We start from the raw sequence: 16876 nt of genomic DNA, 5'->3' as shown, positions 1-16876 counted from the left end.
TCTTATGCCAAAAGTAAAAGATTTATCGATCTTAATGACGAGAAAAGATTTGGCAAATGAAGACCTAAGTCAATTAAAATTTTCTCCGGGATTTATTATTGCTGATCGCTATGAGTGCATTGAATTAATCGGCGCCGGAGGAATGGGTGCAGTTTATTTAGTAAAAGATCATATTCTTGAAAATGAACTGATTGCTTTAAAAGTACTTCTTCCTAAATTTTTAGGAGACGAAGAGGCCAAAAAACGTTTTCGTAAAGAGGTCGCTATTTCAAGAAAAATTTTTCATCCAAATGTTTTACGTACATACGACTTAGGTTCTTTTGAATCCCTAGATTTTTTTACGATGGAGTATATTGAAGGGCAAAATCTCCGTGAATGGATGAAAGAAAATCATGCCAAAGGCTCTATTCCTTTGCAGCAAATCGCAGATATTTTAGTAAACGTACTAGAAGGATTAGAATGTGCGCACAAACTAACTGTACACTGTGATATTAAACCAGACAATATCTTACTCTACCAAAATGCCCCTCACTACCAAGTAAAAATATGTGATTTTGGTATATCGCGTATTCAAAATAACAATCAGCTTACTTACACTAGTCGTATAATGGGAACTTATAATTATATAGCACCTGAAATACAAGAAAACGGGAAAATAGATCGCCGTATTGATTTATATTCTGTAGGTGTTATTTGCTATGAAATGCTTACCGAGAAAATGCCCATTGGTCGTTTTAGTCTACCGCGCGAATTGAGGCCTGATCTTCCACACGAAATTGATCTTTTTATAGAAAAAGCATTAGCTTACGAGGCTGAAAATCGTTTTCAAAATGCAGAAGAGATGAGTGCTGCCTTACAAGATTTTGTAAGTCCTGAACGCCGTAGCGCAAAACGCATGAAAAAAGATGCACAAAAACAACAGCAAGAGCAAGAAAAAGAACTTAGTGATCTTAAAGAAAAGCTTGATAGCCGCGGCAAAAAGTTATCAGAATTAGTTGTTCGCCAACAACACCTCCAAGCGCTCTTAGAACAAAAAGAACAGGAACTTGTTCAAAAGCAAACTCAGCTAGAACAAAAAATATCGATTATAGAAACGCAAAAAAAAGATCTAGAACGCAAAAATAAACAAGTACAAGAAAAACAAATTGCCTTAGAAGACACAGAAAAAAAATTAAAACGTCGCGAGCAACAATTGGAAGAAACATTCACAGCGAAAGAGCAAGACTTCCGTAATAATTTAGAAACGCAAAGAATTCGATTTGAAAAAGAAAAAAATGCTTTTGAAAAACATAGGCAAAAACTAATAGAAGAAACCGACAAAATTGCTCTTAGTAAGAAAAAAGAAGTTTCATTATTCGAAACAGCAAAATTGAGTTTCAAAAATATAACAAGTAAACGCAAAGTTAAAGCACCATTCGCAGCAGCCATTTGGAACGATTGTTGGCAAGATCAACACGAGTATTTTAACTTTACTCATGCGAATTGGAAAAATCTTCCTATCGCAAAACAAAAAAAATACGCTGTTGCGTACCAAAAATGGTATAGTCAACAACGAGGCTTTTCAAGCGAACAAATATTTGTTGCCGGAGAAATTCGCGTAGCAATGATGCTAATACCTCCTGGTATATTTTTCATGGGAGGCAACCAAGATGAACACGACAGCGAAAAACCCAAACACAAAGTAACTATTGATCGTCCATTCTGGATGGCGAAATACCCTATTACTCAACACCAATGGTATACTGTTACCAGAAACAAACCATGGGTAGGTAAAAAGTATGGCGAAGAGTTTCCAGGTAGCGCCGCCTCCTATATAAGTTGGAAAAAAATCAACGAAGAATTCCTTTCTGTTATTGGTAAACAATTTCGTTTTCCAAGTGAAGCACAATGGGAATACAGTTGTCGTGCGGGGACTACAGCGATATATTATTGGGGCGAAGACAAAAATAAAATAGGTGACTACGCTTGGTATTCTGCAAACAAGAAAAAAAATACACCGCATTTAGTTGGGCAAAAAAAATCCAATTCATGGGGACTTTGTGATATGATTGGAAATGTCTGGGAATGGTGCGAAGATTGTTGGCACGAAAATTACCATAAAGCTCCTGTCGATGGTAGTGCCTACGCAAAATCTGGTAATACTCGCTCGCGGCGAGGCGGAAGTTACTGGTCATTCGCTCAAGATTGTCGATCATCTTGCCGCACTTCTAACCGTTTAGATAATTGCTGGGATGATTTAGGTTTTCGTATTATGCGAAAAATAAAGTAACAAATCAGCAGGAGAGAGAAAAAAAAGAGAGGACACTAACACGTCCGATTCTAAATGCAAAAAAAATTGTCATCAATTTAAAGTTTTATTTCACCTATTATTTTGAGAGAAATTTAATGGATGATTCACCTAAAAAAACGAAAAAAACAACGAAGTGGTATGTACGTGTTATAAGGTCTATCTTACTGGGAATATTTATTATTGCTCTAAGCATACGGCTATTTGGTGATTTTTTACTTTATTATAATCAGCGTCATCCTATAGGTGATTGGGACACGAAGAGGATGAAAGGTTTAGAAGAACATACTGTAAAAATCAAAGATGCCATTGAACTCCATGCTTGGTATTTACAAGGAAAAGATGACAAAGAGTTTTTGTTATACTTACACGGTAACGCAGGAAATATAACAACGCGTAAAGGGCGAGCAAAGCTATTCCAACTAAAAGGCCATTCTGTTTTCTTATTTGACTATCGAGGCTATGGAAAATCGACAGGCTATCCTTCTGAAAAAGGTTTATATGAGGATGTTCTTGCCGTTTTTGATTATGTTAAACGCAAATTTAAGCCTAAAAAAATAGTTCTTTTTGGTGAATCAATTGGAGCAGCTTTTTCAATTTATTTGGCGCAAAAAAGGCCTGTTCACGCTCTAATTTTAGAAGCCCCTTTTACCTCAGTTCACGATATGTCAAGTAAGTTGTTTGGTTTTAGACTACCTAAATTTCTTTTAAGTTCTAAGCTCCCTTCTATTGACCGTATTAAAACAATAACATATCCAACTATGGTTATACATGGAACACAAGACAATGTCATTCCTTTTGCACAGGGCAAAAAAATCTACGAAACATCTGTTGCTACAGTCAAAAGTTTTTTTCCTGTAGAAAACGCAGGCCATAATGGTATTTATTTAACAACAGGTGCAACCAAGTTTATGAAACCGATAGATGAATTTTTAGAAAAGATAAAGTAAAATGACTAGCGATATTCAAACCTATGATGGTACCGAGTTTTTTGACTACTACGATTTTTTAGGAATACCTCCTGCTGCTCCACCTAATTTAGTCTACCTTGCCATACTAAAGATTGAAAAGTCTTTAAAAGAAAATTCTCTAATGGACAATGAAGATTATATTACCAATGTAAAAGCAATTCTTGGCGATATATATGATAACTTGTTAAGTGAAGAAGACAAACGCCTTCAATACGAAAAAGAATGGCTAAGTTATTACTTTCCTAGAGATAAGTATCAAACAAATATAAAATCCATGAAATTAAACAGTCACAATAGTACACTTTTGTCTACAGGTCTTAAGCAAAAGTCTGCTCCACTAGTAAAAAAAGAGAAAAAAAATCAAACTTTCGACTACAGCAGTGACTTTAGCTACTTGATGATGTGCGATCGTCCAAAAGAAAGAAATGTATTCTTTTTAGATACAGAACAAGAAATCCATTTACCTCCTTATTCTGATTATATTCATTTTAACAAAGACCAGTTTTTTCTTTCTACGCATGGAGAAGTAAAAGTTTCTATCATAAATGACGCTTTAGGTAAACATGTCATTTGTTCTACCGCATCAAAAGAAATACCACTTCATATAGGTGACCGCATGGAATTCGAAAGTGGTACTCGCCTAATTTTAAGAGGGTTTTATACAAAGTCAACAGAGAATTCTCCTACGAAAAAATGGGGGATTCACCTAGTGCAAGAAAACGTAATTTTACCATTAGAAGAAAATAAAAATTATGTTTTTGGAAGAAATACCAGCGATATTCGTAGTCTATCCTTTGACGAAGAGATGTTTTGCTTTGTCAACATTGGTCGCCGCGAACGTAGCATATCCAGACAAAACTTTCAAATGTTTTACCACAATGGTAGTTGGTATTTAAAAGATCTCGGTAGTCGTTACGGCACTACATTAGATTTGGGCAACCATCATAAATTTGAAACACTCATCGGTGGGAGTATTATGAAGCTAGAAATAGGTCGTATTCGTTTAGGGTATGACAAATCTTACCTAATAGAAGTTGACGAAATAGACAAGTTGCAAAAAAATACTTCTTTAGAAATAGAGACTTGTGACTATACAACAATATATGATATTCCTTTGTTTTAGAGGACACAATGAAGCCTTTTTTCTTATTAGCAATAACAATAACAATACTTCTGGCGCAAAACCAAAGTAACAAACAAATCATTGAAGAAGTGATTTCGTTAGAAAAAATGCGCTATACAGCAATGGTAGAAAACAATCACCAATTCTTGCAAGAAGTTTTAAATGATGATCTGTCGTTTACACACGCAAACGGAATAAAAGAAACCAAAAAAGCTTTTTTACAGCGACTTAAACAAAAAGATTTAATATATCATTCTATTAAATTAAAAAACTTACAACTTAAATTGTACGGTAATTGTGCTGTCATTACGGGAATTTCGAAAATTCATGCGCAAGGAAAAGGGCTGAAAGTACAATTAAATTTACGTTTTATTACCGTTTATAGTAAAACAGATAACTGGCAAGTAGTTGCGTATCAATCAACACAGTTAGCAAAGCAAAAGTAGTGCAATATGCCCAAGATATCTATTTGCATTCCAACATACAATAGGCAAGATTTTTTATTAAAAGCTATAGATAGCTGTATAAACCAAACACTGCGGCCCTATGAAATTCTAGTAGGTGATGACTCCACTAGTAATAGCTCTAAACAGGTTATTTCTGAAATACAAAAGCAGGTAGGAATAGAGATAAAGTATTTCGATCATGAACCTTCTTTAGGCCAACAAAAAAATGTTGCGTACCTTTTTTCTAAATCTTGCGGAGATTATGTTGTTTTACTTCATGACGATGATGAACTTGAAAATACAGCTCTAGAAAATATGGTAAACTGTTTTAATATTGAACAGAATATTGTAGCAGTATATGGAAAACAAACTTTTCTTCTCGAAGATGATACGCCTTTTGATGATTCTGTAAATTTAAATAATCTTTTTTTTCGCAACGCTAAATACCAAGGACCACAAAAAAATTCGCTCAAAATGGCCATACTGCAACAATTTCCAAACGATGGTTACATGGTTAAGTCTGACATCATAAAAAAAATAGACTATGCTAATTTGGGAGGAAGAGACGCTGTTGATTTTTTCTTTGCGCTGTCCGTTTCTAAATACGGTAATTTTTATTTTTTAGACAAATACACTGCCCGATACCGCGTTATGAAAAAAGCGATAAGTAAAAATGCGAATAATAACGCGGGCTACATGAGTTTTCAACATGTATATGAAAATTTTAGTGAACAAGATCCTCAAATTGAAAATTGGCTCCGCCAAAAATCTCCAGTCGCAATTGTACAAGCAGTAAAGCTTCGCGATAAAAACAGTGCACGTCGGTGGTTTTTTTCAAAATACCATCGCCACAAAATCTTAACGCTCGGCGGAATAAAACGATTTTTTATGATATTGTAGGATATATTTTGGATTTTACGTATAAGAAATTTTAGAGATTAGAGTATGTTATTCTAGTGAGTAGCAAGATACTTTGAAAATATAAATTGTGGTTGCAACTGAAAAGTAGCAAAGCTAATATCAAAGAGCCAAATTAGAAGATAAGTATCGCCACGCCCGATTAATTATAAACAAAGATAAATCTCGACACGTTCTATATAAAAAATTATACATATTCATAAATTTTTATATAATATGTTTACAAAGCATACTAAAATCTTTTAATGTGTAACTCTTGTGAAATTTAGTTTTCATGAGCATTGTAAATTAATTTCCCAATTAACATCTGGTGTTTGAGTATTGATATGCATCGAGCTAACTTTTTAGATACATCAATGTTTTTGCAGAATCCATTTAATAACAAAGCTGCTATTGAATATAGTAATTACAATGGTTTTGATGGTAATCAATTAGTAAATATATCCAATAAAACTTGTCCTAAGACACAACAAGTTCACAATGAATTTCGCTCATTTATTTTGAACAGTAACTTTTCTTGTATATTAGGCAAAGCCGCTATACAAAAAAAAGCATATCGCTTTGGATTTTATCCTGATATGAAAAGTGAAAACTGTTTGCAAGGAATTGCGAGGGATTTATACAATTTTGTCATAGAAAGACCTGTATTTGAGGAAAGTTTCTCTACTTTTGTTGCGAGTTTTTCCCTACCACAAATAAAAAATGAAGGAAACTTTGAAGCAAGTATGTGGGATTTGTTATATCGTTTACAAATATTAGATCAACAATTTCATAGTTATGATCCTGCTGTCAGTTCTGCTCCTCAAGACGACAACTATGCCTATAGTTTCGCAGGGCTTGCTTTTTTTATTGTAGGATTACACCCTAAAAGTTCTCGACAAACCAGAACATTCCATCACCCTACAATTGTTTTCAATCCTCATATTCAATTTCGCAACCTACGAAAAACCCAAAAATTTTTGAAGTATCAAAGTATTATTCGAGAAAGAGAATTAAATTTACAAGGTAATATTAATCCTAATTTAGCGGATTTTGGTGAAGAATCAGAAGCGCGGCAATATTCTGGGCGGCACGTTGAAAAAAATTGGACATGCCCTTTACACTCAAATAATAATCCTGATAAAAATTGAGTGCTTATTCAACAGCGTTATTAAATTTTCTTTTGACAAAAATAACAATATAGCAGAATAATTTGTATGCTTTCAAAGTTAATAGTCTAATTTTCGCACATGGAATATCGATCCACGACCACGAACCTCAAAAATCGAATTGCACACATCGTTTTTTTATACTGTTATAACGACTCTTCTCTTAAAGTAGGAAAAACAAGAAGGAGAAAGTCATGGAAAGGGGGGTTGTGGTTGTTTTCTGTGTGTGTGATGAGATAACACAAGCACTCAAGATTGTAGAAGATCCTCAAGTTTAAATGACTAATTCAGAAATTATGACAACAGCATTAGTTTCTATGCTCTACTTTTCTGGCAACTTTGAAAAAGGACGAAACTTTAAATGTCGACACGCCCTAAAAAGTAAAAAATAATGTATCAATTTTTATCTGGTAAACAAAAAATGATACATTATTTTTTCAAAACCACCAAAACAGCATTATTTAGTTTTTAATAAAAATCTTCTGGAGTTATATCGCATATTTCATACTAGCTCAAGAACGTTCAGTAATTTTAATTAAGTGGTAACCAAACTCTGTTTTAACTGGACCGTGAACAACTCCAACTTCTTCACTAAAAACAACTTTGTCGAATTCAGGAACCATTTGACCAGGGCCAAATTTTCCAAGATCACCACCACTTTTTCCAGAAGGACACATAGAGTGATTCTTTGCCGCTTCTTCAAAAGTAGAGTCTCCGTTGTTTATTTTTTCCTTAAGAGTCGAGCACTCTGCTGATGTTTGTACTAAAATATGTCTTGCCCGAGCATTTGCCATTGTAATATTCCTTTCTTAGGAGAGGTGATCGGTCACCTCCATTAGTATTCTGTCAAAACAGAAATTTATTGTTGTGATTCTTTTTCTTGACAAATTAGAGTTGCCTCACCTTTTATCCAGTAACTATTTCCATGATATGTAATTTGTACACCGGAAATTTTAAGTAATGTATCACTTACTAAACTTCCCTTTACACGAGCTAGAGCAACATTTTTAGATTTACTTGTTGCAAAAACCCCGTAGTCTACTATTTTTAAACCATTAGAACCTATGTATATGCTATTGTCTCCGGATTTTTTAACCATTTTCCATGATTTTTTCAATTTCTTATACTCACGGTGCTCAGTTACTGGCATAAGGTTTTCAGCAATGTTATTTAGTGGAGTAACAATACCAACCAAAAATGATGGTGTAGTTTCTGCTCGCAAAAAACAAGCGGAAAATTTAGTTATGGTCCTTAGTGTTCTCACGTCTTTTGAACTATGCAATTTTATTTCGCAACTATCTTCTGTAATATGTACAGAATAACGAATGTCTTCACGCTGCGACTGGTAAAATCTATGCGCAATATTTAACTGAAAACGAGATTGTTTTTTTTCAATGGAACACGTAGTATAAATTTTTTGAGAACTGTAACTACTCATTTCATTCGCAGTTACATAAGTCGAAATCATTTCATTTTTTGGAAACGTTTTTAGTATATAGTGTTCACCTGACAATAAAGATCTATTTTCAGAATGAAGTATATCATTATGAGCTAAGTGAAGCGACCGATCATTCGCCCATAAAAATGTTGCTATACATAAATATACAAAGACATGCTTAACCATTTTTCATCCTATTCATAATTTGAATTTCCATAGGAAAAAGAACTTCCAAAAGAAGATGTTCCTGGAAAAGTAGGCGCTGTGCGCATGATATCCCAAAAAATCTTATCGCGCGATGGGATAATCTTCTGAACTTTCATGCGATACAATACTTTATCTTTTCCATCTTTGCTTAATGTAAAAGTTCCAATAACAGCGACCGGAAAATTAGTATATTTTGCTGTGGTATCTTGTAATTCTGCAAAAACATACTCTGTGACTTTTGGCACTCCACCAAAACAGCAATTGTCGTTCATATTCACAAGTAAAAATTGCGATACATCTGTTTGCATCATATCTGTAGGAACCATATATCCAGCTATTCCAATAACTTTTCCATCTAGCTTTTGAATATAGTCTGGAACTTTTTTTAGCTCCTCTTCTGTCAACTCATCACTTATATCATAACTAGATAGAAACTGAAAAGACATTGCATCATAACCTTTTTTTTCTGCTTCTGGTGTTCCTAATCCTTCCGTTGAGCGTTTTGCAAGAGTTTTCTTTACTGGAGCATTAGAAATATCATCGGATTGTTCATTCAAGGAATTTAATGCTAAATCGTATTTATTTACTGTTACTTCTTTTGCCAATTGCGCATTATCTCGATCTTCCGTGATCACTTCACCATTGTTAACTTTTCCAGCACTGTTTTGCGCATTTTCATCCGTTTTTACCACTTCAATATTACTGTTTTTTTCAATGTTGTTTTGCATATTTTCATTTGTTTTTACCACTTCAACATTGCTTTTTTCAGTGTTGTTTTGCACACTGTCATTTGTTTTTACCACTTCAACATTGTTGATTTCTTCAGCACTATTTTGCGCATTTTCTTCTGTTTTTACCACTTCAACATTGTTGATGTTTTCAGCACTGTTTTGCGTATTTTCTTCTGTTTTTACCACTTCAACATTGTTGATTTTTTCAGCACTGTTTTGCGTATTTTCGCCTGTTTTTACTACTTCAATATTGTTAGTTTTATTTTGAATATTTTTATCAAGTGTTGCTGTAGCATCAGTGTTCTCAGTTTTGTTTTGCTTTCCTACCATGTTATCAAAACTTGTTGTTCCATTTGCTTCGCTTTTTATAGGAGAAGCGATTGGTGCACCCTGTATATTTTCGAGTGCCTCTAAAGACGCAAGATCGTCTTGCGATTCACGACTTTGTAAACTATATATTGTTGCTAAACTTATAGCAGTGATAATAATAGCGATAAAGGGATATTTCACAACGGCCTCCTGTTTTAACTTGAGGGAAGTAGGTTTTTGGCTATATCAGTACGATATGCTTTTATCGCCGGTATAAAACCAGCAACAGCACCTAATGCAACCATTCCTAATGGCACCCACACCAATGCTATATTGTACTGGAATACTTCCAAAACAACACCAGTTTGTGTGTACGTTATATATTTTGCTAGACTCATGATAACAAAAGCAACAATAAAAGACAAAATACTACCAATAAAAGCAATCATTGTCGATTGTATAACGATAATACTAAAAATAATGTTTTTACGTGCACCAAGTGTACGCAAGATCGCAAACTCTCTCTTTCGCTCATTCATGGTATTATATAAACTGGCAACAATGGAAGCCATAGCGACAATTGCCACGAGATATGCAATAAGTTCCAATATTTTTGTTATCCATGCCATTTTAGAAAAAAAGTCAGCTATTACTTTGTTGATTGGCCAAGCAAAAGACGCGACTTTACCTTGTTTGTTAATAAGTCGCTGTAACTGAAATCCAGCAAGTGGATTTTTATGCAATTTAATCATTACCGCGCTTACTTCTTTATGTTTATCGTCTATTTCGGCATTTGCCTGCGCTTGATATTCTTGACCTGCACCACGAAGTACGTGACCCGACATGCGAAAAATACCTTCTATCGGAATAAGAATAATTCTATCTGTCGGACTATTTGTTGATTGCAAAATTCCAGTAACAACATATTCTTCCTCGTGTTTACTGTTTTCGTTAAAAATAAAACCGTGATAAGGATTTATTATAGACCCAACCTTCAAACCCGTTTCTTTCGCCACGTAACTACCTATAACAGCTTCGCGTCTCGTACTATCAAATACTCGTCCACGCCTGACACTCAGTTTTTTACCTACTTGATATTCAAATTCAGTAAATATTTTATCTGTCGTCCCTACAATACGAAAACCGCGATAGTTATCCCCCACAGCATATGGAATTGCAAGCTTAACACGCTTATCTTTTGAAATTGTTTTGTACATAGACCACGGTATATTTCCTGGAGATGTTTCTAGGTGAAAAACAGTGTTTAAAACGAGCTGTAATTGACTACCGCGCGCTCCTAGTACTGCATCAAAACCAACGGAACCACCAGTAAACGCTGCCAGTGCTTGAGTCTGTATTAAAAAAATAGATATAAGTAATCCGCCTGCTAAAGCTATCGAAACAGCAGTAATCCAGGTTGACAAAGCAAACTGTTTTAAACTGCGATTGACAACTATAAAAATAGTGCGTAACATCACTCGTGTCCTTCCGTTTTTGAAGCCGTGTTGATATCTTGCATTTGTTGTAAATGGTCAAATTTTTGTAAGATATTTACATCGTGACTAACTAAAAGCAGTGCTGCACCATTTTCGCTACAAATATCTCGAACTAAACTTAAAGCTTCTTGGGCATGCTTGGCATCTAAGTTCCCTGTAGGTTCATCAGCCAACACCAACTTAGGTTTATTGATAAGCGCGCGTGCAACAGCAACGCGTTGTTGTTGTCCAATAGATAACTTTGCTGGAACATAGTGCATGCGATGTTCTAGACCAACTTTTTTCAAAAGATTTTTTGCACGTTCTTGATCAACAGTATGGTTGCCAAAACTCATCGCGATCATTAAATTTTCTAAAGCGGTGTAACCTTGTAACAGATTAAATGTTTGAAAAATATAGCCTATATTATTGGCGCGAACAATATCGCGTTTTGCCTCTGACATCGTGCTAATATTTTCTCCATTAAGAAAAATTTTTCCCTCTGTTGCAGTAAGAATTCCAGCAATTAAATTGAGAAATGTTGTTTTTCCACAACCACTAGTTCCTTGTAATGCAATTTGTTTTTGCTCTTCGACAACAAATTGAGGAACATCAATAACCAAATGTTTTTCACCTTCAGGAGAAACATATATTTTTTTTAGGTCTTGAATTTTTAATACTTCCATAATTTCTTTCTCTACTGAGAGTTTGGCTGCAAATAAATATAACTCTGTACCTATTTTCCTTAAACTCAATTTAAGGACTTTTATTTTGCGCTTTTACAATGTATAACTATTAAAGGCGCACAGCACCTATCGAAAATAAATCAGGTATATTTCAATAGTGACTTACTTAGGTGTGCTCATAATATACAAAAAAAAACTACTTTAGGAAATCTTATTTTGCAAGGAAGACAACGATGATTCTTCGTATAGTTATCACTCTATTTGGTATAGTAGGACTTATATTTACTCAAGAGGCTCACTACAAACAAGAACTTATTTTTCCACTACAAAAACTTCATTGCCATGGATCTTCAATTATTACTATCGAAGATAAACTACTGGTGTGTTGGTTTTATGGTTCTGGAGAAAGAAAAGCTGATGATGTAGCCATTGTTGCCTCCTACAAAGAAGAAAACCACTGGAAACAACCCTTTGTTTTGGCAGATACCCCAGGATTTCCCGATTGTAATCCGGTGTTATCTATCGATCCTCGTGGTAAATTATGGCTTTTTTGGACAGTTGTCCTTGATAACCGTTGGCAATCTTCTCTGCTCAAATATAAATATACCGACTCCTTTAAAAATTCAATTTCATGGCAATGGCAAGGCAATATTCATATAAAACCACAAAAAAACTTTAACAACATTTTAAACGCTGGTCTAGACAAGTTTATCAAAAAATATCCCCAATATGCACCTGATCTAGAACAAAAAACACTACAAGAGCTTAGCGCTGATGAAGAGATGTACTATTATATTAAAAAGAAAGGTAATGATAAATTACAACAGCGTTTAGGATGGATGACTCGTATTCATCCTTTGTGGCTTCCCTCAGGAAAAATGTTATTGCCTTTGTACACAGACGCCTATTCTGTTTCTATTATTGCAATAACAAGTGATTATGGGCAACATTGGTCAACTAGTCATCCGATTGTTGGTTATGGAAACATTCAGCCAAGTCTAGTACAAAAAAAAGACAAATCAATTGTGGCAATGATGCGCGAAAATGGGCCAGAACATCGTATTCGTTTAAGCACTTCTTCAGATGGCGGAGTAACCTGGGGGACCGTAGAAAACATGGAATTTCTCAATCCAGGTTCTAGCGTTGAATGTTTAAGTTTAAAAAACGGAAACTGGATACTTGTGTACAATGACACCTATGATGGGCGTCACCAACTTAAAGTTTCATTATCCGACGACGAAGGAAAATCATGGAAATGGCACAAATATCTAGAAAAACAACAGGGTAGGTTCTCGTATCCCTCTATTGCCCAAGACAACAAAAACAATATTCATATAACATATAGTTATCATGTGAAAGAAAAGGGCAAATCAATTAAACACGTTGAATTTAATGAAGTGTGGTTAAAATCAAAATAGTACAACAAAAAATGGAATAGTACGAAAAGATTTTTTATGAGCAGTGCTAACTTTTATATTTAGTATTGTAATCTTTAATTTGCACATATATTTCTACGCGAAAGTTATAAATATATTTACTCAAAAAACTACTAACGATATAAATATATGGATAAGATTATGAAAAAAACCATAATGAAATAGACGTAGTTTTATTTTCTATTTCCTTTAACGTCTATTTCCTATAATTCAGCATTTTTTATATCGCTAAGATGCTTTATCAACTAAAATCAAAATTGCAATAGGTTTGCCGTGGAGAGTGTTACCATGCCATTCAATCATTTGCGGTAATTCTCCGATTTCTATTCTGTGCGATTTCTTATCTATCTCCATCTCTGGAACCTGCATAGTAACAACTCCAAAACCTTCTACAGTTGTTTTGACATTAGGAATCGGGCGCTTTACTTGTGAGTTTTCCAAATCAATATAAACATATTGTTTGTTTTGTCTTAGATTTTTCTCTAAACGAAGTTCTAATTTTAATCCTGGGTTCACATAATCGATAACAGGTTCCGCTTTTACAGTAGCAGCACTTATAATCACGTCAAAATCACTAATATAAGATATTTTTTCCAATACAGAGACATTAAATCTTTGATGAGAAAAAGTTGTCCCTTTAGGTGCACTAACAATAGTTTTACCTAATATTTTACTTATTTTATTCATATGATTTTGATTTGCAGCTACCGCTGTTATCGATGAATTAGTAGCTTCATTTAATAAAATTAAGTTTGTTGTAAATTCGTACAAACTATTGCGTGTAATTTGTGCCTTTTGTAAAATTTCTTTTACCTGATCTAAAACTTCGTTAGAACAATATATTTGCGCAATTAATTGAGAGTTTTTTTGCAAAAATTTAACTTCCGCAACACCTGGAATTTCTTTTAGCATTTTTGATAGTGATTTACACCTTAAAGAAACAAAATCAGACTTAACACTCTCAGGTATCTCACCTATATAAAAAGAATGTAAATCGCCAGAGCTGCTCTGCCCGATTATAGGAGTTACAAAAGACAATAAAATTAGTGTGCCTAAAATAACAACAGGTATTCGACTCTTATTTCTCTCTATAGAATTCAACATGTTATCCACTCTTTCATATGTCAATGATTTTTTTTGTGCCCAATGAAGATAACTATAATTATTCAAAGACTTAATAAAAATTGCCGCATCAAGTATTTTTTGGCAGTAGTGTTTTTTACCTTGAGAGGTGTAAGTAACAGCAATTGCATCACATCTTAATTCACGAAATCTTCTAATTTCAGCGTTTATAAACCACACTAAAGGATGAAAAAAATAAATAATCTGTACGATATTTTGCAACATGTTACACAGTAAATCTCGTTTTTTTAGATGAGTTAATTCGTGAAAAAGAATAGGTTCAATATCTTCTAAGGACCAATTGTAAACCATTTCTTTTGGAAGAATAAGATACTTCTGCCAAAATCCACCAACACAAGGTCCTTCATTCGAAACATAAATACGAAAAGAACGCCGCAAATCCATTTTCTTGCAACATAAATTAACAAATTCGTGTAATTTCTCATGTGACAAAAGCTCTCTATTTAATAATAAGTGATACCACCTTAAATACTTAAAAAGAAACAAAAATCCAATGAGTAAAACGCTAGCAAGCCAAACAACGCCCCATAAATCAAAACTAAACTGCTTTACGCTATTATTTGCAACTGAATAAAGAGAGTCTATATTTTTTATAGGAGAATCTTCAATAACTATAACTGAATTTATCGATGAAATTAATTCGTTGGGTAAAATCTCTGGAGATAAGAAATTTAAATCCACAGGAATACAAAGGCGAATGAGAAGAAATATCCAGAATAAATAGTAGTAATTTGCGGAAATGTTCTTAAATATCTTACTTGTAAACCATAATAAAATAACAAGAACTCCTACAACAGCACTCATCAACCATATTTGATTCCACAACCATATCAGAAAATCATTCATCGCTGCTTAGCTCTTCATAATTCTCTATCAATTTTTTTAAAGATTTCACTTCATCTTGTGTCAACTTCTGCCTATCAACAAAATGCGCAACAATAGGAATAATTGTATTATCGAGAGCCATTCCTACAAAACTTTCCACTGCCTGGCGCACGCTTTGTTTTTGAGATATAACAGGAGAATATATATAAACAGGACCAAACTTTTCTCGCTGCAAATATCCCTTTTTTATCAAACGATCAAGCATCGTTTTCACTGTTTGGTATTCCCATTTTTTTTGTTTTAAAGTTGCTTCATATACATTTCTTGCTGTAACTTGCTTTTTTTTCCAGCAAACCTTCATTACAACCCACTCATTTTTTGACAACTCATCTATTTTTTTCACCATGTAAAATACCTGCTAATTACAAATCCATCACTCCAAAAGTACAAGTACAAACGTATAGTTTTGAAATTCATCAATGCAATTAGAAAATAATATAAACACACTTCAAGCCTTAATTCGCTAAAAACCACAAATGTAACAACAAAACTACAAATGTAATAATAATACTACACACGTAGTTTTTCAAGCAAAAATATTGTCGTTTTTATAATATTTAGATTGGACCATTACTTTTTCCTTAACATTTTGTTATTAATATCCTATACAATATGCCGAACAAAATCCGTATATTGTTTTCAAGACTTAAACTGTTTTTTTTGAGATTTTTTGTCCACTCTGGGCTACTCCAAAGCGATAAAGGACTTTGAAGCGTCACTTTCCTTGTCTCCAAACGATGCACAGATTCACTACGTACTATCCCGAAGTCACAGAGCAATAAATAACACATTTAAAGCTAGGTACCATTTACAACAATTGCAAAAGTTAAAAAACAATAAATGCTGTGTACTGCTATGCTGTTTTTTCTTTGAACCTGAAAAAACAGCTACTCTTCTATGAGTACGATTTAAAGCACACTATTCCAAAATAAGCCCTTCATGATTACACCACTTCTGTATAATATCTAACGAAAACTATTTTTATTTTTTTCACTACAAGACCAAGTTCATCATAATTCAAACCAATGCATTCGTTACTTCTAAATTAGAAACCAACTAATTTTGGCATTCTTGACAAATACCAAAAAATTCTAATGCGTGCGAAACATCTTTGTAGCCTTGGTCTGTGAGCATTTTTTCCATTTCTTTTAGAAAACAATATTCAACAGTACTAATTTTATGACAGCTGCGACATATAATATGATGGTGATGATGATTAAGGTCTTTATACTCGTAACGCGAAATATTATCTCCGAAATCACACCTACTTACAATTGCACATTCTTCGAATTTTTTGATACAGCGATATACTGTAGCATAGTCACAATCAAAAATTTGTTTGTGTATTTCATCAATAGAGAATGGACCATGATTTTCCATCAGAAATTCGAGAATAGATTTTCGAATTTTTGTATTGCTTAGCTTTGCTTGTTTCAGCACATAAGTACTACTACGATTGTTTTTGTCCACGGCTTTAAACCTCTTTATAAATTTGTAATTTGACCTGAATTTTTATTGTAAATGTTTACTATGAAAAATGCAACTTTTTCCCTCAAAAACAAAACGCAAACAAATTGCAGCAAAAAAGATAAAAATCAAATAAATAGACACAAAAACGCAATCAAATTGCGTTTTTGTTTGACAAAGTATTTTAAAATTTATACTCTAAGTAA

The 16876-nt window shown here is 33.7% G+C and carries 15 protein-coding genes; 7 read left to right on the top strand and 8 right to left on the bottom strand.

Translation table 11 applies throughout. The features are described 5' to 3' along the window. The first annotated feature begins 4 nt into the window (after positions 1 to 4). The 6 genes from UABHE_RS33965 to gntA all read left to right on the top strand — a co-directional run bounded on the left by UABHE_RS33965 (position 5) and on the right by gntA (position 6875). Positions 5 to 2269, top strand: a complete 2265-nt coding sequence (locus UABHE_RS33965) for an SUMF1/EgtB/PvdO family nonheme iron enzyme (protein WP_372367934.1) — start codon at positions 5 to 7, stop codon at positions 2267 to 2269. Between the two features lie 116 nt (positions 2270 to 2385). Next, entirely contained in the window at positions 2386 to 3237 is an 852-nt protein-coding gene (locus tag UABHE_RS33960) for an alpha/beta hydrolase (RefSeq protein ID WP_372367933.1), read from the top strand. 1 nt (position 3238) lies between these two features. Then, positions 3239 to 4381: an FHA domain-containing protein gene (locus tag UABHE_RS33955; RefSeq protein ID WP_372367932.1), complete on the top strand. Its 1143-nt coding sequence runs from the start codon at positions 3239 to 3241 to the stop codon at positions 4379 to 4381. Between the two features lie 8 nt (positions 4382 to 4389). Then, positions 4390 to 4827, top strand: coding sequence for a nuclear transport factor 2 family protein (locus UABHE_RS33950; protein ID WP_372367931.1), 438 nt, complete (start codon positions 4390 to 4392; stop codon positions 4825 to 4827). Between the two features lie 6 nt (positions 4828 to 4833). After that, complete coding sequence (locus UABHE_RS33945; protein ID WP_372367930.1) at positions 4834 to 5727, top strand: glycosyltransferase family 2 protein; 894 nt, start codon at positions 4834 to 4836, stop codon at positions 5725 to 5727. Positions 5728 to 6071: 344 nt separating this feature from the next. Further along, on the top strand, positions 6072 to 6875 hold the full coding sequence (gene gntA, locus UABHE_RS33940; protein ID WP_372367929.1) for a guanitoxin biosynthesis heme-dependent pre-guanitoxin N-hydroxylase GntA: 804 nt from the start codon (positions 6072 to 6074) through the stop codon (positions 6873 to 6875). A gap of 530 nt (positions 6876 to 7405) precedes the next feature. Here gntA and UABHE_RS33935 read toward each other — a convergent pair. The 5 genes from UABHE_RS33935 to UABHE_RS33915 form a co-directional block, all read right to left on the bottom strand. After that, positions 7406 to 7687, bottom strand: a complete 282-nt coding sequence (locus UABHE_RS33935; protein ID WP_372367928.1) for a peptidylprolyl isomerase — start codon at positions 7685 to 7687, stop codon at positions 7406 to 7408. A 65-nt stretch (positions 7688 to 7752) separates the two neighbouring features. Beyond that, complete coding sequence (locus UABHE_RS33930) at positions 7753 to 8517, bottom strand: hypothetical protein (RefSeq protein ID WP_372367927.1); 765 nt, start codon at positions 8515 to 8517, stop codon at positions 7753 to 7755. A gap of 8 nt (positions 8518 to 8525) precedes the next feature. Then, entirely contained in the window at positions 8526 to 9779 is a 1254-nt protein-coding gene (locus UABHE_RS33925) for a hypothetical protein (RefSeq protein ID WP_372367926.1), read from the bottom strand. Positions 9780 to 9793: 14 nt separating this feature from the next. Then, positions 9794 to 11053, bottom strand: a complete 1260-nt coding sequence (locus UABHE_RS33920; protein ID WP_372367925.1) for an ABC transporter permease — start codon at positions 11051 to 11053, stop codon at positions 9794 to 9796. Beyond that, positions 11053 to 11739, bottom strand: a complete 687-nt coding sequence (locus UABHE_RS33915; protein ID WP_372367924.1) for an ABC transporter ATP-binding protein — start codon at positions 11737 to 11739, stop codon at positions 11053 to 11055. The genes UABHE_RS33920 and UABHE_RS33915 overlap by 1 nt, the downstream gene beginning before the upstream one ends. A 233-nt stretch (positions 11740 to 11972) precedes the next feature. Between UABHE_RS33915 and UABHE_RS33910 the strand changes: the two genes are divergently transcribed. After that, the gene (locus UABHE_RS33910; RefSeq protein ID WP_372367922.1) at positions 11973 to 13157 is read left to right on the top strand and encodes an exo-alpha-sialidase; all 1185 of its coding nucleotides are present in this window, start codon (positions 11973 to 11975) and stop codon (positions 13155 to 13157) included. Positions 13158 to 13403: 246 nt separating this feature from the next. Here the strand turns inward: UABHE_RS33910 and UABHE_RS33905 are convergent, their stop codons facing one another. The 3 genes from UABHE_RS33905 to UABHE_RS33895 all read right to left on the bottom strand — a co-directional run bounded on the left by UABHE_RS33905 (position 13404) and on the right by UABHE_RS33895 (position 16673). Continuing rightward, positions 13404 to 15164 carry a M56 family metallopeptidase gene (locus tag UABHE_RS33905; protein ID WP_372367921.1) on the bottom strand — a complete coding sequence of 587 codons (1761 nt, stop codon included), beginning with the start codon at positions 15162 to 15164 and terminating at the stop codon, positions 13404 to 13406. Next, positions 15157 to 15549, bottom strand: a complete 393-nt coding sequence (locus UABHE_RS33900; protein ID WP_372367920.1) for a BlaI/MecI/CopY family transcriptional regulator — start codon at positions 15547 to 15549, stop codon at positions 15157 to 15159. The genes UABHE_RS33905 and UABHE_RS33900 overlap by 8 nt, the downstream gene beginning before the upstream one ends. Before the next feature lie 710 nt (positions 15550 to 16259). Continuing rightward, the gene (locus UABHE_RS33895) at positions 16260 to 16673 is read right to left on the bottom strand and encodes a Fur family transcriptional regulator (RefSeq protein WP_372367919.1); all 414 of its coding nucleotides are present in this window, start codon (positions 16671 to 16673) and stop codon (positions 16260 to 16262) included. Between the last annotated feature and the right edge of the window lie 203 nt (positions 16674 to 16876).

It is taken from the genome of Candidatus Uabimicrobium helgolandensis (assembly GCF_041508025.1).
Taxonomy (GTDB): domain Bacteria; phylum Planctomycetota; class Uabimicrobiia; order Uabimicrobiales; family Uabimicrobiaceae; genus Uabimicrobium; species Uabimicrobium helgolandensis.
This window is presented reverse-complemented; position numbering and strand designations above follow the sequence as displayed.

Coding starts and splice junctions, on each gene's coding strand:
- UABHE_RS33965 (WP_372367934.1), top strand. CDS start 5: ATGCCAAAAGTAAAAGATTTATCGATCTTAATGACGAGAAAAGATTTG.
- UABHE_RS33960 (WP_372367933.1), top strand. CDS start 2,386: ATGGATGATTCACCTAAAAAAACGAAAAAAACAACGAAGTGGTATGTA.
- UABHE_RS33955 (WP_372367932.1), top strand. CDS start 3,239: ATGACTAGCGATATTCAAACCTATGATGGTACCGAGTTTTTTGACTAC.
- UABHE_RS33950 (WP_372367931.1), top strand. CDS start 4,390: ATGAAGCCTTTTTTCTTATTAGCAATAACAATAACAATACTTCTGGCG.
- UABHE_RS33945 (WP_372367930.1), top strand. CDS start 4,834: ATGCCCAAGATATCTATTTGCATTCCAACATACAATAGGCAAGATTTT.
- gntA (WP_372367929.1), top strand. CDS start 6,072: ATGCATCGAGCTAACTTTTTAGATACATCAATGTTTTTGCAGAATCCA.
- UABHE_RS33935 (WP_372367928.1), bottom strand. CDS start 7,687: ATGGCAAATGCTCGGGCAAGACATATTTTAGTACAAACATCAGCAGAG.
- UABHE_RS33930 (WP_372367927.1), bottom strand. CDS start 8,517: ATGGTTAAGCATGTCTTTGTATATTTATGTATAGCAACATTTTTATGG.
- UABHE_RS33920 (WP_372367925.1), bottom strand. CDS start 11,053: ATGTTACGCACTATTTTTATAGTTGTCAATCGCAGTTTAAAACAGTTT.
- UABHE_RS33915 (WP_372367924.1), bottom strand. CDS start 11,739: ATGGAAGTATTAAAAATTCAAGACCTAAAAAAAATATATGTTTCTCCT.
- UABHE_RS33910 (WP_372367922.1), top strand. CDS start 11,973: ATGATTCTTCGTATAGTTATCACTCTATTTGGTATAGTAGGACTTATA.
- UABHE_RS33905 (WP_372367921.1), bottom strand. CDS start 15,164: ATGAATGATTTTCTGATATGGTTGTGGAATCAAATATGGTTGATGAGT.
- UABHE_RS33900 (WP_372367920.1), bottom strand. CDS start 15,549: ATGGTGAAAAAAATAGATGAGTTGTCAAAAAATGAGTGGGTTGTAATG.